Here is a 19,019-nt window from a genome sequence, read left to right as displayed (position 1 = left end):
CTCCTTACTTAGTCTTGGTGTTAAACTTACCGATTTCGAGTGGAGCGCCACCATCAATGAGGTTAGGAAGGCTTCCGCCCTTGTAAACCTCCTTGTCGAGGTGCATCACCAACTTGCTGCGGTCGAAGACTGCATTCTCGAAATCGTTGACAAACTTAATTGCACCGAAGTTACATGCGTTCACACAGAGTTCACAGAACATGCAGTCACCCAAGTCGTACTGGTAATCTACCAACTTGCGCTTCTTCTTGCCTGTCTCTGGGTCCTCCACCATCTCGGTCTGAATTTTGATGGTATCGTTAGGGCATGACTTCTCACACAATGTACAACCCACACACTTGTAAGCCTCATTCTCGTCACGGACGAAAACCAGACGACCACGGAAACGTGGAGATACGTGGAGTGTAGTCTTGCGGTTCTCAGGATACTGCTCAGTGCTCTTAGGTGTGAAGTACTCCTTCATGGTGACCTTCATACCAGTAGCGAGGGTCTTCAAACCCGCAGCAATACCGCCGAAATATGAATTGTTAGACATACTTTCTTATTATTATAATAATGTGTATTAAAGATTATCCGTGGATTCCAAATGCTACGCACACGGTCATCATAATCAGAATGATGAGTGACAATGGCATCAGATACTTCCACTCCAACTTCAGAATCTGGTCGATACGGAGACGTGGAAAAGTCCAACGTACCCACATCAGGAGCCATACCACAGCGAAGGTCTTACCGAAGAACCAGATGAAACCAGGAATCAAGTTCATCAAATTGTCGAAGCCCTCAATACCGATATTCAATGGCGCCCAACCACCGAGGAATACGGTAGAAGCAATACCAGAAATCACGAAGAGGTTGAGGTACTCAGCCAAGTAGTAGAAACCGAAGCCCATACCAGAATACTCTGTATGATAACCAGCAGTCAACTCACTCTCAGCCTCAGCCAAGTCGAAAGGACCACGGTTAGCCTCAGCATTACCTGCTACGAGGAATACGAGGAAAGCAAGGATAGCTGGAACATGACCCTTGATGATCAACCAGTTCCAAGCACCAGTCTGAGCCTCAACGATACCGCTCACCTGCATAGTACCAGTAAGAACTACTGCAGAAATCAGGCACAGACCGAGAGACATCTCATAAGAAATCATCTGTACGGCACCACGCATGGCAGATACCACAGAGTACTTATTGTTAGATGCCCAACCTGCGAGGAATACACCCAGCACACCGATAGAACTTACGGCAGTGATGAGGAATACACCTACGTTGAAGTCTAGAATATGAGCTCCCTTGTTCCATGGAAGGAATGAGAAAGTACCCACAGAGGCAATGATCACGAGGAATGGTGCTATGTAGTAGAGCAGCTTGTCGGCTCTATCAACAGCGAAGATCTCCTTGATCAACATCTTGAGCACATCGGCGAATACCTGGAAGATACCCCAAGGACCTACACGCATAGGGCCGAGACGGCACTGGAAGTAGGCACACACCTTACGCTCCATAAAGATAAGTACGATAGCTATCAGCGCGTATGCTGTCAAAATGCAGATACCCACGAGCACGCACTCTATCAGAATCGACAGGAAGTCGCCCAGACCCAAAGTCTGGCGAAGCAAATTGTCGACGAATGTTGTTACTATACTAAAATCAAACATAATTATCTATCAATATCAGGGATTACGAAGTCGATTGCTGCACCTGTTGTAATCAAGTCAGCGATTTTCTGTCCACGAAGCATTGGATCGAGCGCACCTGTCAAAGACAAGCCCATTGGGCGCATCTTCATACGGTATGGACTCTTGTCACCCTTTGAGTCGAGATATACACCAAACTCACCGCTGGCACCCTCAACAGAGAAATACCACTGTCCCTCTGGAACCTTGATGATTGGCTTCTGCTTGATGTAGTACTCACCCTCTGGAATGTTGTCGATCAACTGCTCGATGATATCCAAACTCTGATACAACTCCTGGATGTGAACGTAATAACGATCCATAGAATCGCAACCAGTCAGAGTGATTTCCTTCCACTCTACCTTGTCGTACATATCGTATGGATGACGCTTACGAGTATCGTTCTTCCAACCAGATGCACGACCTGCAGGACCTGTAACAGCATAGTTGATACAATCCTCATAATTCATAGGACCTACGCCTTCGAGACGGTTGTGAGTAATCACGTTGTCACCGAATACGTCGAGATATTCCTGAATCATCGGACGAAGATACTTGCAGAGAGTCTTCACGTTCTGAACGAAGTTAGGATCGATATCAGCCTGAAGACCACCGATACGGTAATAATTCTGGATCAAGCGACCACCAGTTGTCTCCTCCATCACGTTCAACACGTGCTCACGGTCACGCATACAGTAGAGGAATGCTGTCAAAGCACCCAAGTCCTGTGCGGTACAACCGAGGTACAACAAGTGAGAGTCGATACGCTGCAACTCATCCATGATAGTACGGATGTAGTGGATACGATCAGAAAGTTCGATACCCATAGCCTCCTCGATAACGCCTACCAAAGCGTGGCGGTGCATCATGGCAGAGAGGTAGTTCAGACGGTCGGTCAAAGCCAAAGTCTGAGGATAAGTCATATTCTCCCACATCTTCTCAATACCACGGTGGATATATCCGAGGTGAGGATAAATGCGCTTCACGGTCTCACCGTCGATAACGGTCTGAAGACGGAGCACACCATGGGTAGATGGGTGGTTAGGACCGATGTTGACAACATACTCATCCTCATCGAAACGACGCTTTTCAGTAGCTACCAGATGACCATCAGCACTAAGACTGTATTCTACAGTGAAATCATCCTCAGGCTCATCAGTACAAGGGAACTTATTGGCCTCTGGACTCATATCGAAATCCTTGCGCAAAGGATAGCCCTGGAAATCAGTACGGAGGAAAAGACGACGCATATCTGGGTGACCCAAGAACTTGATGCCGACGAAATCAAACACCTCACGCTCCAGCAGATCAGCAACCTTCCAGAGATTGATGACTGTAGGAATCACATCAGAACCATCCACCTTCTTGGCGATAGTCTTGACAGAGCAACGTTCGTTAGTCTGAGTATTTTCAAGAATATAGATACATCCGAGACCTTCCTCACCGAAGTCTTCACCGATGATGGTAACAAGGTAGTCGAAATGCTTCTCGTTCTTCAACTTCGCCATTTCAGAAGCGAAATTATCAAAACTCAATTCAATATTATTCAGTTTCATATTCTTATACCTTATTATATTAATCAGTTAGACCTTTCTGAGGGTCGAAATCCTCAGGTACTTCTGTTACGATGATTGGTTCCTTATGTCCGAGCAGATTAGCATCAGAGAGGTTTTCGTTGCTCAAGCCACGAAGACCGCCCTTGCTCATAGACAGTTCCTTCTCCTCGCTGTTCATCTTGTGGTTAGCACCACCGAAGAATTTCTCAACCTTTACCTTACGCTGCAATTGCATCATACCGTAAAGGATTGCCTCTGGGCGTGGAGGGCAACCTGGGATATAGACATCCACAGGAACTAACTCGCTGATACCACGAACTACATTGTAGCTCTTCTTGAATGGTCCACCAGAGATGGTGCATCCACCTACAGCTACCACATACTTTGGCTCAGCCATTTCATCATACAAACGTTTAAAAACAGGTGCCATTTTATTGGTAATAGTACCGGCACACATAATCAAGTCGGCTTGACGTGGAGAGTTACGTGTTACCTCGAAACCGAAACGGGAGAAGTCATAACGAGCACAACCTACAGCCATAAACTCGATACCACAGCAAGAGGTACCGAATGTCAATGACCAGAGTGAGTTACTGCGTCCCCAGTTGATGGCGGCATCGAGAGAACCAACTACCACATTAGCACCACCCTCATTCAGCTCTTGTGCGATTTTCTCGAGGGTGTCATTGTCCTTAAACTCGTCGTAAGGAATACTCTTGATAGAGGCTCTTTTGTTTACTTCCATTCCAATGCTCCTTTCCGCCAAGCATAAGCCAGGCCTAATACTAATACCAACAGGAAGAACCCGATGCTCACGAGAGCCATAGATCCAAACTGCTTAACTACGACTGCCCATGGGTAAAGCATTACAGTCTCAATATCAAACATCAGGAAAAGGATGGCGAAGAGATAGTAGCCGATGTGTGATGGCAACCAGGAGCTGCCACGTGTCGGAATACCACACTCAAAAGGTTCACCCTTTACCGGATTGTATGAACGAGGACCGATCAACTTTGCGATGACATAAGCAGCCACCACCAAGGTTACAGCCGTCAGCAAAACGGTGATAAATAGTGTAAAGTTCATAAATTTGTTATAACGTTATTTTGTTTAAATGCTTCTAAGCGGTTGCAAAGTTAACAATTATTTCTGAAACAAGACATAACTTTTAAAAAAAATTGTTTCAAAAACACGAAAAAAGGGAGAATGATTACCATTCCCCCCTTTACACGTTCTGAATTTTAGAAAGATAACTTCAGAAACGTAGTTTTTTTAATGATGTTCTGGTACGATAGCTAAATAGACCAGATCATGGTCTGTGAGATTCTCCATGTAATGAGCATGATTCATCGGACAGTAATGCACCTGTCCCTGGCGAACCTCCTCTACGGTATCGTCATAATGGAAAGTAGCAGTGCCGCTTACCACATAGATAATCTCGCAGTTGCCCTCATGAGTATGAAGACCAGTTGATGCACCCGGACGCAAGGTAGAATACATAATCTTCACCTTATCGTCCACATAATTACGGGTATCGAGTTTACCCTTTCCACCCTTGAAGCCCTCCAAATGAGCCTCAGCAATCTTTTCAAAATCTATGACCATTTTTTCTGAAATTATAATGTAAATTGATGCTATCTTGTTTTTAATTTGCAAAAGTAAGAAAAAATCATCATTTCACACCATAAAATGCACGAAAAAAAAAATTATTTTTTAAGCACTTATCATTCTGCCACTTGTTTATAGCCCACAAGTCCATACCACAGTATCACAAACTCGCAGAAAAGTGGAATGAGCCAGGTGAACTGCCATGAACCTACATAATCAGCCAACAAGCCCTGCAGAACAGGAAAAACAGCTCCACCAAACACACCAATCATAAATACGCCCGAAGCTCTGGAAGTATATTCTTTCAAGCCATCAACAGCAAGGGTGAATATACAACTCCACATCACACTATGAAATAATCCAACAGCAGCCATTAACCAAAGATTCTCTGTAAACATAGAGGTTAACATCAGGACAATAGCCGCAACTGAAACAAAGAGGAGCATGGGACGAGGTGCCACATTCTTCAAACCTGCCGAAACCATTCTTCCAACCAAGAATCCTCCCCAATAAAGGGTAGCAAGAAGGGCTGGTGAGAAGTCATATCCCTGTCCCATCAAATCCATCGCATGAAGATTCATATTATTGCCGATACCTACCTCTGTTCCCACATAGAAAAAGATAGTAATCACACCATATTTCAAATGACGGAACGACCAAATACTCCGTTGCTTTGATTTCTCTTCAACAGCAGATGAGGTCTGTACTGAAGCATCTGTTTTTCTTTCATTTTCCTTATCATCAGTAACATCTCTTGTACCTTCTATATCAGGAAGATTGGCTCTTGAAGTAGTCCAAGTAGTCAAGGCTATAACGAGCATCATAACCAAAAAAGGAATTGTTAGTTGATCAGCAGAAACACTTTCCAAAGAAACACCAGCAAACATCACTCCCGTAACAAAGAAAGGGGCTATCGTTGTACCGAAAGAATTCACAGCACAAGTAAAATTCATACGCTGCACAGGCTGAGTTCCCGGCAAAGGATAAGCTACGATATAAGGATTTATGACCACCTGAAGCATCGCTGCAGAAGTACCCATCAGATATGCTCCGAGTAGGAAGACAAAATATCCAAAAGGCACGAAATCCTGTGAAATCCTGACGCCTGCTCCACCCCAATATTCTGCTATGATTGCAGATGCAAGATAGAAAGCAAGAGCCAATACCATGACCATCATCGAACGGATAAGCGTCTTTTTATAACCTATCTTATTCAGCAAACGTCCCGTTTTTGCACTATTGAGCAAATATCCCATAAAGAAAGCAAAAGAAATGAGCGTCGCCAAGAAATTTCTGGTAGCGGTTACTTCTGAAAGGAAAGCTACCTGCAAAGGTCCCTGACACTGTCCATTGACAGTGGTGAGGAATCCCACGATAAAATATATGAATGTCAGGAGCAGGAAAGGTCCTGTACTCTTGAGTGTAATCGATTGTTTCATTTTCATCTAGGTTTTTATAAGAGATTTAATTATCATTAGGTGTTCCGACGGATATCAAAATCCATCGAAAGCACCTAATCACTAACGCAAAAACGCTAAACTAAATTATAAGATTTCTTCTTCCAAAACCTTCATGGCACCCTTCGCCTTGATATCCTCCACCATCTTCAGGTAAAGTTCTACAAAATGAGAAGCAGCCTTCAAATCTGTGCTTGTAAAAGGAGAGATGGCAAGGAATTCGAGGGCATCATCACTATCAATGACTTTTCTATCATCTACAGTAAGCCATGGATCTGCTACTTCAAAAGCATCCCCGTTATCATCCACCTGGTACTTCAGATAATGACGGTAGGCAGCAAAGAGATAAGCCACACGCTTGAACTCCACATCCTGACGCTTACCCGAAGCATCATCTGCTATCATTTTCTCCAAGTTAGGCATCACATAAACTGGGAACTTGCTGGCACCATCGAAGCAAAGGCGAGCCACCTGATCGCTAACCATACGGTTGCCGAAACGCTCAACGAGGCATTGCTTGTATTCCTCCAAATCAGTATCCTTTGGAGCTGGCACGTAAGGAGTAATATCATTATCCATAAAAGCACGTACAAACTTGCAGATTCTTTCATCGTGCATGGCAGCATCTACCTTGCGATAACCACCGAGGAAAGAAGGATAAGAGAGCAATGTATGGGAAGCATTCAGGAGAGAAAGCTTCATATTTTCAAATGCTGTCACATCGTCTGTCATCTGAGCACCAACGGTTTCCCATGCTGGGCGACCTGCTACAAAATTATCCTCTACTACCCACTGGATGAAATCCTCGCAATATACAGGAGCCTCATCGCAAGTACCATTCTGAGCATTCAAACGTTCGATGTCGGCTGGTCGTGTAGCAGGTGTGATACGGTCAACCATAGAGTTAGGGAAAGTAACGTTTTCCTCCATCCAGGCTGCGAGTTCCTTGTCCTGAGCACCTACGAAAGTCATGAAAGCCTTACGTGCAGTATTGCCATTATGCTGAAGATTATCACAAGAAAGGATAGTGATAGGGCCATTGCCTGCTGCTCTGCGGCGGCGCAAACCCTCAGCAACATATCCGAAAGCCGTTATAGGATTGGCTGGATTTTCAAGATCATGAGCCACCTGTGCATTATCGAGCATGAATTCACCTGTCTGGCGAGAAATATTATATCCACCCTCCGTGATAGTAAGGGTAATAATCTTAATATCTTTTGACGCAATCTTATTCAAGATCTGCTCCTGCTCCTTCACGCCCCAATAGAGTTCTACGAGTGCACCCAACTGATAGACATGAATACTATCATCACGTCCACACACAGTAAGGGTGTATTCCCCATCCTGCTTCTTCAAGGCATTGTAGAGACGCTCGTCACCAGGAAGAATCATCGCTCCACAGATACCCCAGTTCTGCTGGGTATTATTTTCCAGAAGTTTATTGGTCATATACTCCAAATGAGCACGATGGAAGTTACCTACTCCGAAGTGCAGGATACCTGCCTTTACCAAACTGCGGTTATAAGCATAACCATTCACTACCTGAGCTGCATTTGCTGCGTTTGCATTTACTAAATTTGCCATAATTGTATTGATTGTTAGTTCTATAAATAAATTATTGTCATTCTACAAGAACAGACCATTTAGGTTTTCTATGTAGTCCGTCTCGTTTTCAATGGCAAAGATAGATGAAATTTACAACATAACAATTATTTTTTTCTGATATATTTCTGCAAACGTTCCCGCAAACGTTTCCAATTTCTGCAAACGTTTTAAAAGCCAAAAGAAGCGCATGAATACATACTATTCAACTATTCTCCTGTCGATTCTCGGCATCGCATTGTGGTTTTCAGTACCACTATTTGGTTTTCCATCTCAGGATTACTAATCTTCTCCATTACCAATTCTGCAGCTTTTCTTCCCATTTCCTCCAGAGGCGGCTCCATGGTAGTAATCTGCGGAGAAACGATAGTAGATAGTTCCGTACCCGAGAATCCTGCCACAAATATATCTTCTGGCACCCGTCTGCCTAAGGCACGGAGTCGATTCTGCGCACCTATCGCCAAAGTATCGGTGAAGGCGAATACTGCATCAAATTCCACCTTATTAAATATAAGGCGGTCGATGGCGTCGGCACCATCCTTGAAGGTCATACCCGTTTTTACTATCAACGAAGGATCAAAAAGATGGAATTTCTCCATCGCCTCACGATATCCTAAACCTCTCTGATAAGCATTATAGATATCATCAGGACCTTGAATGTGGGCGATGCGCTTCTTACCTAAACGGATAAGATGCTCCACCATGAAATAAGAATCAATGTTATCATCCACGAGCACCTGTGGCATCTGCAAACTGTATGGAATACGATCATAGAAGACAATAGCCATACCTTCTGCTGCCAACTGCTGATACATTTCAATATTCTTGCGATAACTGCAGAGGCTTACAATTAATCCATCCACCATAAACTGCTCCATCATCTTCAAGTTTTCCAATTCCCGCTCCGGCTTCTCGTCGCTCTCAGCTATCATCACCTTTTGATTGCGCTTATAGAGTACCTCTTGTATTCCATTAATCACCAGAGAAGCATAAGGAGTATGCATCTCTGGTACTATGACACCAATCGTATTCGTACGTCCCATCTTCAGGTTCATCGCCACTGGGTTGCGTTTGTAGCCGAGGCGCTTTGCTTCCTCTACAACCATATCACGTGTTTCCTTTCGAATATTCTTATCATCAGCCAAGGCTCTGGAAACTGTAGATACCGAAATACAGAGCGAACGGGCAATGTCTTTAATAGTTACATGTTTCATAATGATGCTACATTATAATGGTTAAGATTTTGATGATTATGATGCAAAAATACAACAAATTCTTGAAAAAAGAAAACAATTCTCGAAAAAAGAAGAAAAGACTCCTCAAAATGCTATCTGAATATTACAATTTATAGCATTGATTTCTAACTTTAAAAAATGGGAACGATTGCAACAGATTTAAATAGTATTTTTCTACACATTTATTTTTCATTCTTATCAAAAATTTATACCTTTGCAGATGATTTTACAGCTATAACCTTGGCTATATGTCCATTGAGAAAAAATCAGCAAATATTAGTAATTATAAAAAACAGCAGCAGTTATGAGTATTAATATCAAGAGAAATCAGTTGAAGAGAGTTGTGATTGTAGGTGGCGGACTCGGTGGTCTTCGCTTGGCAGAAGACCTCAGCAAGGCAAACCTTCAGGTAGTGTTGATTGATAAGAATAACTTCCATCAGTTCCCTCCGCTTATCTATCAGATTGCCTCAGCAGGTATCGACCCAAGTTCCATCTCCTTCCCTTTCCGACAGATTTTCCGCAAGCGCAAGAACTTCTACTTCCGCATGGCAGAAGCGAGAGCCGTGTTCCCAGACAAGAAGATTCTGCAGACATCTATCGGTAAAATCGAGTACGATTATCTGGTGTTCGCAGCCGGTACCACTACCAATTTCTATGGTAATGCCAATATCGAGAAATGGGCGATTCCAATGAAGACCGTTTCAGAGGCAATGGGATTACGCAACGCCGTGCTGAGTAATCTGGAACGTGCCTTGACCTGTGCTACAGAAGAGGAACGACAGGAACTTCTGAACGTAGTGATTGTGGGCGGTGGTGCCACTGGTGTGGAAATTGCCGGAGCTCTCTCGGAGATGAAGCGCTACGTGATTCCTTACGATTATCCTGATATGGACTCATCTCTGATGCATATCTATCTTCTGGAAGCCGGCGACAGACTGCTCGCAGGAATGTCGCAGGACTCTTCTAAGAAAGCATACGAATTTCTCACCAGCATGGGTGTAGATGTACAATTCGGTAAGATGGTAACCGACTACAAGGATCACAAGGTTCTGATGAAGGACGGTCAGGAGATTCCTACCCGTACCTTCCTCTGGGTTTCCGGTGTAAAGGCACAGCCTATCACGGGTATTGATGGCGACCATCTGGGCCGTGGTTTCCGAATCGTAGTAGATGAGTTCAACCGCATCCCTGGCATGGACGGTCTCTTCGCCATCGGTGACCAGTGTATTCAGACCACAGACCCAGCTTATCCTGGCGGTCATCCACAGTTGGCTCAAGTAGCCATTCAGCAGGCTGCGCTTCTGGCCAAGAATATCCAGAAGATAGCAGAGGGAGCAGACGATACCCAACTCAAGCCTTTCCGCTACAAGAACCTGGGTTCTATGGCAACCATCGGAAGACACAAGGCTGTGGTAGAGCTTGGCAAGTTCCACAGCCAGGGCTTCTTTGCCTGGGTATTGTGGCTGGTAGTTCACCTCCGCTCTATCCTTGGCGTAAAGAACAAGGTAATGGTAATGCTCAACTGGCTCTGGAAGTACGTAAGCTATAACGATTCTATCCGAATGATTACCTACGCCACCAAGCCTAAAGAGGTGCGCGACCGTTTGAAGCGTGAACAGACCACTCACCTCGGCACCGACTTGCTGGAGAATGAAGAAGATTAAATAATACTTAGAGATATAATATAAAAAAGCGGGTGTGTCATTCAAATACAATGACATACCCGCTTTTTATGTAGATTCTTCAATGTCGTTTATCTTTTTATGCAGTTCTTGGGAACCGATTTCTTTATGTAGATTCTCTTATTATGGCTTCACCTCTCAATGCGATTTCCTCAACCTTCTTATCAGCATCGGCAAGATGTTCCAATAGCAGTCGGCAACATTCCTGCGCCATTTTCTCTACAGGTTGCTCCACAGCCGTCAGCTGGGGATGAACCAAGGTGGACAGGGCTGTGCCCGACATGCAGCATAGTGCCACATCCTCCGGAATACGCAAGCCATGCTTCTGGATGGCACTCTTAGCTCCCAACACGGCAGTCTCGGTAAAACCAAAAACTGCATCAAAGGGCACATTCTTATTCAAGAACTGCTCCATCACCCAACTACCTTCCTCCGCAGATAAAGCTGGCGACAACACATCTTGCGACTGAAACTCTATATGAAACTTCTCCAGCGCATCCCGATAGCCCCTCAACCGCTCATAACTATTTCGGATATAGGCAGGTCCTGGAATATGAATAATATGTTTATATCCCTTGCGCAACAAAGCCTCCACCATGAAAAACGACATGATATAATCATCCATATGCACAAGAGAAGCCTTTCCCCCCTCCACGGTTCTATCGAAAAACACGATGGGAATGCCTCTTTCTATCACCTTATTATATAAATTCACATTATGCTCCTTATCGCAGGCACTCATCAGAATACCATCCACACGCAGCTGCTCCATCATCATGATGTTCTCCCGTTCCTGTTCTGGATTCTCGTTAGAAATGGCAATCATCACCTTATATCCCTGCTTACGCAGGATAGCTTGAGCATCATTGATGAAGGTCATATAGAATGTAGTAACGATTTCAGGAATGATAATACCGATATTATGAGTACTCTGCTGACGAAAGTTCACTGCCAGTTCATTGCGATGATACCCCATCCTCTCGGCTGTTTCCAATATCCTCTGCAAGGTTTCTGCCTTCACATTACCTGTATCTCCCGAAAGAGCACGCGAAACAGTGGACTTAGAAATACCCAACTCCCTTGCTATATCTATGATCGTTACATACTTTGCCATATCTCTTTTTATTTTTTTGTTGAATATGATTGCAAAGATAATTATTTTCTAAGAAAGGTACAACAAAAAACTAAGAAATCTTTTTGGGAACGGTTGCGAAAAATGGGAACGGTTGCGGGAACGGTTGCGAAAAAACAATCGTTTTTTTTCTTGTTTTTCCAGCAAAATAGCTCTATCTTTGCAATGGAAACAAGAAAAAAAACGAATTCTCAAATCGCTTTTTATCTTCATAAGAAATATAAATAAATAATAACAAACATAACAATCAAACCTAAAAAAAATGGAACAGGATTCAAAATCTCAAGCGACCAACTCGCAGGAGAACCATTCACAGGGAAAGGTTCCCTTCATCAGCAAGCTCGCCTATGGAATGGGCGATGTAGGCTGCAACTTCAGTTGGATGTTCGTGGGCAACTTCCTCATGATTTTCTACACCGATGTATTCGGAATCAGCATGAGTGCCGTAGCAACCCTGATGCTTGTGTCCCGATTCTGGGACGCCATCAACGACCCCATCATCGGCACACTTACCGATAAAACCCACACCCGATGGGGACGATTCCGCCCATGGCTGCTCTTCGGAGCTCCTATCACGGCACTGGTACTGATACTCACCTTCTGGGCACATCCAGAATGGAGCCAGACCGCCAAGATTATCTATATGGCAGTAACCTACTGCATCCTGGTGCTGGGATATACCTGCGTGAACCTGCCTTACGGCACACTCTGCGGAGCCATGACACAAGACATCGATGAGAGAGCCAAGCTCAATACCAGCCGTTCGGTGAGCGCCATGATGGCCATCGGAGTAATCAACATCGTAACCGTTCCGCTCATCAGCTGGTTTGGCGCAGGCGATACCAAATATGGTTATCTGGCTGTGGCTGTACTCTACGGCATCATCTTCGCCGCCTGCCATCTGTTCTGCTTCCACAAGACCAAGGAAGTGGTAGAAGTTCCTGTAGGACAGAAGCTCCCTCTAAAGGTGCAGCTTCGTTCCGTGATGAAGAACAAGCCCTATCTGCTTGCCCTATTAGGACAGTTGCTCTTCGGTTTCATTCACTACGGACGCAACGCCGACATGCTCTACTATTTCACTTATGTGGAAGGTTCAGCAACACTCTTCTCCTACTATTCCATGGCTATCATCGTGCCAAGCATCATAGGTGCAGCCTGCTTCCCTCTGGTATTCAGAAAAACGGGCAACAAGGGTTTCACAGCAGCCATCTTCGCTTTCCTCACTGGTATTACGATGATAGGTCTGTACTTCTTCAGCCCTAACGGCAGCGCCATCATGTTCTATCTGTTCTCGGCATTGTCGTGGTTCTTCTTCTCAGGCTTCAATACAGCCATCTATGCCATCATCCCCGACTGTGTGGAGTATGGCGAGTGGAAGACGGGCATCAGAAACGACGGATTCCAGTACGCCTTCATCTCGCTGGGCAACAAGATAGGAATGGCACTCGGCACATCGCTCCTCGCCATTGCTCTGGGCAGCGCAGGATACGTAAGCAATGCCATGCAGAATCCGGAAGTATTGAGCATTATGCACCACGCCTTCAGCACCATTCCGGGAGTCTTGTGGATTATCACCGCAGGATGCCTCTGCTTCTACAAGCTCAACAAGAAGCAATACAAGCAGATTATGGCTGATTTGGAAAATAAAAAGAAATAAAGATAAACCGGGATCTTTTATCCCACCAACATAACAATAACATTTTTAAAACATTATAATTATGAGACAGGCAATATTGGTAGAACCAAAGCATATCGAGTTCAAGGAAGTAGCAGAACCAAAGGCAGCAGACTTAACTGCTCATCAGGTTCTCGTCAACATCAAGCGCATCGGCATCTGCGGTAGCGAGATTCACTCTTACCACGGTCTTCACCCAGCCACCTTCTATCCAGTGGTTCAGGGACATGAGTACTCAGGAGTGGTTATGGCTGTAGGCAGCGAAGTTACCGTCTGCAAGCCTGGCGACCACATCACCGCTCGCCCACAGTTGGTTTGCGGCAAGTGCAACCCTTGCAAGCGCGGACAGTATAATGTTTGTGAGCACCTGCGTGTTCAGGCTTTCCAGGCAGATGGTGCAGCACAGGATTTCTTTGTAGTTGATGACGACCGCGTGGCTAAGTTGCCGGAAGGCATGAGCCTCGACTATGGTGCCATGATTGAGCCTTCAGCCGTTGGTGCCCATGCCAGCAACCGCACCGATGTAAAGGGCAAGAATGTAGTAGTAAGCGGCGCAGGAACCATCGGCAACCTCATTGCCCAGTTCTGCATTGCACGTGGTGCCAAGAATGTACTCATTACCGATGTAAGCGACCTTCGCCTGGCCAAGGCTCGTGAGTGCGGCATCAAGCATACCCTCAACATCACCAAGAAGACCTTGAAGGAAGCTGCTCAGGAACTTTTCGGTGAGGAAGGCTATCAGGTAGGTTTCGAGGTAGCAGGTGTAGAAGTTTCCATCCGTTCACTGATGGAGACCATCGAGAAAGGTAGCGACATCGTGGTTGTGGCAGTCTTTGCCAAGGACCCAGCCCTCAGCATGTTCTATCTCGGCGAGCACGAGTTGAGACTCATCGGTTCGATGATGTATCGCCACGAAGATTATCTCACAGCCATCGATTACGTAAGCAAGGGCATCGTCAACCTCAAGCCACTTGTAAGCAATCGCTTCGCCTTCGAAGAATACGATGACGCCTACAAGTTTATCGACGCTCATCGCGAAACCAGCATGAAGGTTCTCATCGATTTCGAACAGAAACCAGGAGAGAAGAAGTAAAGGATAGAAGAGAAGAAACATACTGCAAACGATTGCAGAAAATGGAAACGATTGCGGGAACGTTTGCAGAAAGTTTAGATGATTTTTTCTTTGCGAAGGTAGCTGAAAAATGCTACCTTTGCAACAGAAACCAAGTAACATCTCTAACATTCTTAAAGTAAAAATGACAATGGAAAAGAAACAATCAGTAATAGGTCTCGGCGAAGCTCTCTTCGATGTGCTTCCTGAAGGTAAAAAACTCGGTGGTGCTCCTGCCAACTTTGCTTACCACGTTTCGCAGTTCGGACTCAATAGCTGTGCAGTCAGCGCAATGGGCGATGATGAGCTGGGCAAGGAACTGGAGAAGGAACTCAACGATCACCATCTCAACTATCAGATAGACAAGGTAGCCTACCCTACGGGCACCGTCCAGGTTTCACTCGACGCCAACGGTATTCCTTGCTACGACATCAAGGAAGGAGCAGCTTGGGACAACATACCTTACACCCCAGCCCTGGAGAAGTTGGCAAAGAATTGCACCGCAGCCTGCTTCGGTTCGCTGGCTCAGCGCAACGAGGTTTCCCGCAACACCATCTATCGCTTCCTCGATCACATGCCTAAGGAAGAAGGAATCCTCAAAATCTTCGATATCAATCTCCGTCAAGGATTCTATACCAAGGAGATTATCACCGAGAGCATCAAGCGATGCAACATCCTCAAGATCAACGACGAGGAACTGATTACCATAAGCCGCATCTTCGGCTATCCGGGCATCGACTTGGAGAATAAATGCTGGCTCCTCTTGGGCAAGTACAATCTGAAGATGCTCATCCTTACCTGTGGCGTAAACGGCAGCTATGTATTCACTCCTGGTGAGGTTTCGTTTATCGAGACTCCAAAAGTGGAAGTAGCTGATACTGTGGGTGCCGGTGATTCATTCACAGGCGCATTCGTGGCAAGCATCTTGAAGGGCAAGAGCGTCAGAGAGGCACATGAATTGGCAGTAAAGGTTTCGGCATACGTCTGCACACAGAACGGAGCCATGCCTGTATTACCGAAGGAATTTTGTTGTTAAACCATGAAAAGAATTGTAGTTATTGTTTTGATGATGGCTGCTTGCCTGGGAAATGCCCAGGCACAGCTCCATCTGAAAGCCAACGTGCAGAACAACCATCTGTGGCGTGGCATGGAAGTTTCCGACGGCATCGTCCTCCTCACCGACCTGAGCTATACGATGGTCAACGATCACGTTACCATAGGACTTTGGGGTGGCTGCAACTCGGAAGGCTCCTACAAGGAGTTTAACCATTATCTGAATCTGAAGGCTGGCGGTTGGGGATTCGCCCTGTGGGATACCTACAACTTCTCCCCTGGCGCCAACTATAATAATAAGGAATACTGGAACTACTCTGCCCATACCACGGGCCGATTCCTCGATGCAACATTGAGCTACCGGTTTCAGGACGAGAAATTTCCACTGCTCCTGAGCTGGTCAACGGTAGTCTTCGGACGCGACCGCAACAGCGACAATACCGAGCAGAAATATTCCACCTTCGCCTATGCGGAATACCCTATCTACCAGAAGGATGGCTGGAAGATTGATGCAGGAGTAGGTGGAGCCTTCGCCCTGAACAGAGCTGGCGAGGATGCTCACTTCTTCGGAACCACGGCAGGCATCGTTCACGTATCGTTGCAAGCCACCCACGACCTCAAGCTCGGCAACTACACCGTTCCGGTTTACGTAAAGGGCATGTGGAATCCGCAGAGCAACCAGAGTTATTTCCAGATTGGAGCAGAAATCATCCGCTTCTAAATCTTCAAAAAAACACAGAAAGTTTTATCATAACAATCATCTAAACACAAATTCTTATGAAGATTAAAGATTTTACAACAGGCGTGCAGCACATCGGCATTCCTACCAACGACATCAACAAGACCATTGAGTTTTATCATGCTCTAGGCTTCGAGACAGCCCTTCGCACAGTAAACGGCACCGAGGAAGTAGCCTTCCTCCAGCTCCACAATCTCATCATCGAGACCTATCAGAACCATCAGGCAAAGATGGAATATGGAGCCATCGACCACATCGCCATTGATGTAAAGGACATAGAGGATCTTTTCCAGGTAGTGAAGGAAGCCGGCACCTTCAAGATGCTGGATCAGCAGGTAAATGGTCTTCCTTTCTGGGAGAACGGCGTAAAGTTCTTCACTATTGAGGGTCCTAACAAGGAGAAAATCGAATTCTGCGAAAAGCTCTAATCAGCAGCATATTCTTTTAGATAAAAACAGATGCCTATAGTAATATAAGAGAGAGAGATAAGAATGACGAAAGTCCAGCTTGGAGTCTTTTTATAAGAGAGGCATCCGAGTTGGACTGCCCCTAATTATAGAAGGTTGGCTCATTCTTAGCCCCTAATTTTAGAAGGTTTGACTCATTCTTAGCCCCCTAATTTTAGAAGATTTAACCCATTCTTAGCCCCTAATTTTAGAAAAACTAGCACTTTTATACTTAATTATCAATACATTACGACACTCTTATACAATTAATCTAAACAAACTACATAGCTGGCGAAAGATGGCGGCATTACTTGCCGCCAAAACGCCACCCCAATCCGAGCATCAGATTATTGGGAGTTTTGAAATCCACAAGACTATAGCCGATATGGAGCATAGCACGTTTGGTGACATGAATCTTCAAGGCAAGTACTTCATATACACCTCTGAAATCGTTGCGATTGCCAAGCAGATAGGTTCCTGCACCGAAGTTGATGCTGAAATAAGGCATGGCAAATTCGCCACGAGCCGAAAGACCCAAACCAGCCTGAGTACTAAACTTATGATTCACATCCTCGCCCCAGGGATCATTCTCCCTGCCTGCCGAACGATCGTACACGCCATCAAGCGATGCTCCTAAACTGAGCCACGGATTCAGCCGATACATCGGATTGACATTGAAGCCCATTACGCCATATTTTCCAGGCAACAGATAATGATCATAACCATCATACCCTACGCCCTGCTTCCAGGCACCATACAGAATCACATCTGCATAAAAACCACGGCAGTCTGGCAACTTTTCCCGCTCCACCTTCGGCACAGTCAATGGTTGCCGGTTGATGTAATAAGCCAATCCCAACCGGATACCACCCGTATTCAGTCCCATATTAGGATAGGTGGTATTGCCATTAGAGAAATGACTCAACGAGATACCGGCATTCAAGTCAAAGGCCTTAGAGAGCATCCATCTGACGTAAAGATCAGCATCAATATAAGCAGTTACTTTCGAACCGATAACCTTGTTTTCTGGATTGTTCTGTTCATCATATCCATTCCACCCAAATGCCATACCTAAGTTCCATTCATAATTGAGCGAAACCCTGCGCGAGAAATTCACGATAGGCGCACCTTGGAACAGATAAACAGAGATAGGGTTTGCCAGCCATCGGTTGAACTCATGCCTTGCCAAGCCCACACCCTGATACACTCCCTGATGAATAGCCCCCGGTCGCACCTCATCTCTATTCATAAAAGCATATTTAAGCGTAAAGGTCATATCGTGGTTCATCGTCCTAATCTCCTCATTTCCACCACGCAGAAACTCGTTGGTATGGAAGATGGTAGCAGGAACAGCATCTGCAGCAATGCGATGAACGGTCTTGATGCTATCTTCCTGAGAGAAGACAGGCAATGCAATCATCGCAACTATTGATATAACCGACAAACGTAAATCCATATCACAAAAACAACGTTTAGTTTGCAAAATACTTCCATAGTGGAGCAGCCATCAAAGCCTGCCAAATCTCCCCTTTCTGTAGCATATCCAATACTTCCTCACGGGAGAACATACGAGGTTCCAAGTCTTCACCTTGATCAAGATGCTGTTCACCTAAAGGTTCAACATCCGTGGCTAAATAGCAGTGAGTCAGATTGGTATGCGTACTTGGATTAGCAGAGATTGTCATCCACTTCTGCCAGTTACCACCACCAAATCCAGTTTCTTCCAGCAGTTCTCGCTTGGCAGCATCCATCGGGTCTTCCCCCTTCTCCACCACTCCAGCGCAAAGTTCGTTCACCGTCTTTCCTAATGCATAACGATACTGTCGAACAAACACAAACTTTCCGTCCTTCGTAATGGCAATGGTATTCACCCAATCAGGATATTCCAGCACATAATATTCGTCAATGATAACCCCTGTTGGCAACTGCACCTTATCAACACGCGCCGTGAGCCAAGGCTTCTCTATCAGATATTTCTGCGAGAGCGTCTTCCATTTCATATCTTTATCTGCCATATATTCCATTCTTTAAATAATGACACTTCTATA

Annotated in this window: 18 protein-coding genes; 6 read left to right on the top strand and 12 right to left on the bottom strand. The window is 45.3% G+C overall.

The genetic code is table 11. The features are described 5' to 3' along the window. Positions 1–4: 4 nt before the first annotated feature. The 9 genes from KUA50_RS02685 to KUA50_RS02645 all read right to left on the bottom strand — a co-directional run bounded on the left by KUA50_RS02685 (position 5) and on the right by KUA50_RS02645 (position 9,110). Positions 5–535, bottom strand: coding sequence for a NuoI/complex I 23 kDa subunit family protein (locus KUA50_RS02685; RefSeq protein WP_218458062.1), 531 nt, complete (start codon positions 533–535; stop codon positions 5–7). A gap of 34 nt (positions 536–569) precedes the next feature. Further along, a complete protein-coding gene (nuoH, locus tag KUA50_RS02680; protein WP_218458061.1) occupies positions 570–1,655 on the bottom strand; it encodes an NADH-quinone oxidoreductase subunit NuoH in 1,086 nt (361 codons plus the stop codon). 2 nt (positions 1,656–1,657) lie between these two features. Continuing rightward, positions 1,658–3,229, bottom strand: coding sequence for an NADH-quinone oxidoreductase subunit C (locus KUA50_RS02675; RefSeq protein WP_118115850.1), 1,572 nt, complete (start codon positions 3,227–3,229; stop codon positions 1,658–1,660). Positions 3,230–3,248: 19 nt separating this feature from the next. Next, on the bottom strand, positions 3,249–3,974 hold the full coding sequence (locus KUA50_RS02670) for an NADH-quinone oxidoreductase subunit B (RefSeq protein ID WP_118115852.1): 726 nt from the start codon (positions 3,972–3,974) through the stop codon (positions 3,249–3,251). Then, a complete protein-coding gene (locus tag KUA50_RS02665) occupies positions 3,965–4,315 on the bottom strand; it encodes an NADH-quinone oxidoreductase subunit A (protein ID WP_022251748.1) in 351 nt (116 codons plus the stop codon). Before KUA50_RS02665 ends, KUA50_RS02670 begins: the two co-directional genes overlap by 10 nt. A gap of 186 nt (positions 4,316–4,501) precedes the next feature. After that, positions 4,502–4,834 (bottom strand): cupin domain-containing protein, encoded by a 333-nt coding sequence (locus KUA50_RS02660; protein ID WP_118115854.1) that lies wholly within the window; start codon positions 4,832–4,834, stop codon positions 4,502–4,504. 119 nt (positions 4,835–4,953) lie between these two features. Beyond that, positions 4,954–6,276, bottom strand: coding sequence for an MFS transporter (locus KUA50_RS02655; protein ID WP_256624368.1), 1,323 nt, complete (start codon positions 6,274–6,276; stop codon positions 4,954–4,956). Positions 6,277–6,381: 105 nt separating this feature from the next. After that, on the bottom strand, positions 6,382–7,833 hold the full coding sequence (locus tag KUA50_RS02650; RefSeq protein WP_413777448.1) for a mannitol dehydrogenase family protein: 1,452 nt from the start codon (positions 7,831–7,833) through the stop codon (positions 6,382–6,384). Between the two features lie 272 nt (positions 7,834–8,105). Continuing rightward, the gene (locus KUA50_RS02645) at positions 8,106–9,110 is read right to left on the bottom strand and encodes a LacI family DNA-binding transcriptional regulator (RefSeq protein ID WP_218458057.1); all 1,005 of its coding nucleotides are present in this window, start codon (positions 9,108–9,110) and stop codon (positions 8,106–8,108) included. Between the two features lie 325 nt (positions 9,111–9,435). Between KUA50_RS02645 and KUA50_RS02640 the strand changes: the two genes are divergently transcribed. Then, entirely contained in the window at positions 9,436–10,797 is a 1,362-nt protein-coding gene (locus tag KUA50_RS02640; protein WP_218458055.1) for an NAD(P)/FAD-dependent oxidoreductase, read from the top strand. Between the two features lie 124 nt (positions 10,798–10,921). On the opposite strand, the gene KUA50_RS02635 is transcribed toward KUA50_RS02640, so the two are convergent. Beyond that, complete coding sequence (locus KUA50_RS02635; protein WP_218458054.1) at positions 10,922–11,929, bottom strand: LacI family DNA-binding transcriptional regulator; 1,008 nt, start codon at positions 11,927–11,929, stop codon at positions 10,922–10,924. Positions 11,930–12,209: 280 nt separating this feature from the next. Between KUA50_RS02635 and KUA50_RS02630 the strand changes: the two genes are divergently transcribed. From KUA50_RS02630 to KUA50_RS02610, 5 genes are all read left to right on the top strand, one after another. Then, positions 12,210–13,604 (top strand): MFS transporter, encoded by a 1,395-nt coding sequence (locus KUA50_RS02630; protein WP_218458053.1) that lies wholly within the window; start codon positions 12,210–12,212, stop codon positions 13,602–13,604. Between the two features lie 61 nt (positions 13,605–13,665). After that, on the top strand, positions 13,666–14,715 hold the full coding sequence (locus tag KUA50_RS02625) for a zinc-dependent alcohol dehydrogenase (RefSeq protein ID WP_117663466.1): 1,050 nt from the start codon (positions 13,666–13,668) through the stop codon (positions 14,713–14,715). Positions 14,716–14,884: 169 nt separating this feature from the next. Next, a complete protein-coding gene (locus KUA50_RS02620; protein WP_218458052.1) occupies positions 14,885–15,769 on the top strand; it encodes a carbohydrate kinase family protein in 885 nt (294 codons plus the stop codon). Positions 15,770–15,772: 3 nt separating this feature from the next. Beyond that, positions 15,773–16,507, top strand: coding sequence for a hypothetical protein (locus tag KUA50_RS02615; RefSeq protein WP_218458051.1), 735 nt, complete (start codon positions 15,773–15,775; stop codon positions 16,505–16,507). Between the two features lie 56 nt (positions 16,508–16,563). Continuing rightward, entirely contained in the window at positions 16,564–16,953 is a 390-nt protein-coding gene (locus tag KUA50_RS02610; protein WP_218458050.1) for a VOC family protein, read from the top strand. A gap of 325 nt (positions 16,954–17,278) precedes the next feature. Here the strand turns inward: KUA50_RS02610 and KUA50_RS02605 are convergent, their stop codons facing one another. Further along, positions 17,279–18,427, bottom strand: a complete 1,149-nt coding sequence (locus KUA50_RS02605) for an acyloxyacyl hydrolase (protein WP_218458049.1) — start codon at positions 18,425–18,427, stop codon at positions 17,279–17,281. Positions 18,428–18,443: 16 nt separating this feature from the next. Next, complete coding sequence (locus KUA50_RS02600) at positions 18,444–18,986, bottom strand: NUDIX hydrolase (RefSeq protein WP_218458048.1); 543 nt, start codon at positions 18,984–18,986, stop codon at positions 18,444–18,446. Between the last annotated feature and the right edge of the window lie 33 nt (positions 18,987–19,019).

It is taken from the genome of Segatella hominis (assembly GCF_019249725.2).
Lineage (GTDB): Bacteria > Bacteroidota > Bacteroidia > Bacteroidales > Bacteroidaceae > Prevotella.
This window is presented reverse-complemented; position numbering and strand designations above follow the sequence as displayed.

What these genes read in the sequence shown, in the direction of transcription:
- KUA50_RS02615 (WP_218458051.1), top strand. Translation starts at nt 15,773, where the DNA reads ATGAAAAGAATTGTAGTTATTGTTTTGATGATGGCTGCTTGCCTGGGA.
- KUA50_RS02620 (WP_218458052.1), top strand. Translation starts at nt 14,885, where the DNA reads ATGGAAAAGAAACAATCAGTAATAGGTCTCGGCGAAGCTCTCTTCGAT.
- KUA50_RS02610 (WP_218458050.1), top strand. Translation starts at nt 16,564, where the DNA reads ATGAAGATTAAAGATTTTACAACAGGCGTGCAGCACATCGGCATTCCT.
- nuoH (WP_218458061.1), bottom strand. Translation starts at nt 1,655, where the DNA reads ATGTTTGATTTTAGTATAGTAACAACATTCGTCGACAATTTGCTTCGC.
- KUA50_RS02645 (WP_218458057.1), bottom strand. Translation starts at nt 9,110, where the DNA reads ATGAAACATGTAACTATTAAAGACATTGCCCGTTCGCTCTGTATTTCG.
- KUA50_RS02605 (WP_218458049.1), bottom strand. Translation starts at nt 18,427, where the DNA reads ATGGATTTACGTTTGTCGGTTATATCAATAGTTGCGATGATTGCATTG.
- KUA50_RS02630 (WP_218458053.1), top strand. Translation starts at nt 12,210, where the DNA reads ATGGAACAGGATTCAAAATCTCAAGCGACCAACTCGCAGGAGAACCAT.
- KUA50_RS02685 (WP_218458062.1), bottom strand. Translation starts at nt 535, where the DNA reads ATGTCTAACAATTCATATTTCGGCGGTATTGCTGCGGGTTTGAAGACC.
- KUA50_RS02675 (WP_118115850.1), bottom strand. Translation starts at nt 3,229, where the DNA reads ATGAAACTGAATAATATTGAATTGAGTTTTGATAATTTCGCTTCTGAA.
- KUA50_RS02640 (WP_218458055.1), top strand. Translation starts at nt 9,436, where the DNA reads ATGAGTATTAATATCAAGAGAAATCAGTTGAAGAGAGTTGTGATTGTA.
- KUA50_RS02655 (WP_256624368.1), bottom strand. Translation starts at nt 6,276, where the DNA reads ATGAAACAATCGATTACACTCAAGAGTACAGGACCTTTCCTGCTCCTG.
- KUA50_RS02600 (WP_218458048.1), bottom strand. Translation starts at nt 18,986, where the DNA reads ATGGCAGATAAAGATATGAAATGGAAGACGCTCTCGCAGAAATATCTG.
- KUA50_RS02625 (WP_117663466.1), top strand. Translation starts at nt 13,666, where the DNA reads ATGAGACAGGCAATATTGGTAGAACCAAAGCATATCGAGTTCAAGGAA.
- KUA50_RS02660 (WP_118115854.1), bottom strand. Translation starts at nt 4,834, where the DNA reads ATGGTCATAGATTTTGAAAAGATTGCTGAGGCTCATTTGGAGGGCTTC.
- KUA50_RS02670 (WP_118115852.1), bottom strand. Translation starts at nt 3,974, where the DNA reads ATGGAAGTAAACAAAAGAGCCTCTATCAAGAGTATTCCTTACGACGAG.
- KUA50_RS02635 (WP_218458054.1), bottom strand. Translation starts at nt 11,929, where the DNA reads ATGGCAAAGTATGTAACGATCATAGATATAGCAAGGGAGTTGGGTATT.
- KUA50_RS02665 (WP_022251748.1), bottom strand. Translation starts at nt 4,315, where the DNA reads ATGAACTTTACACTATTTATCACCGTTTTGCTGACGGCTGTAACCTTG.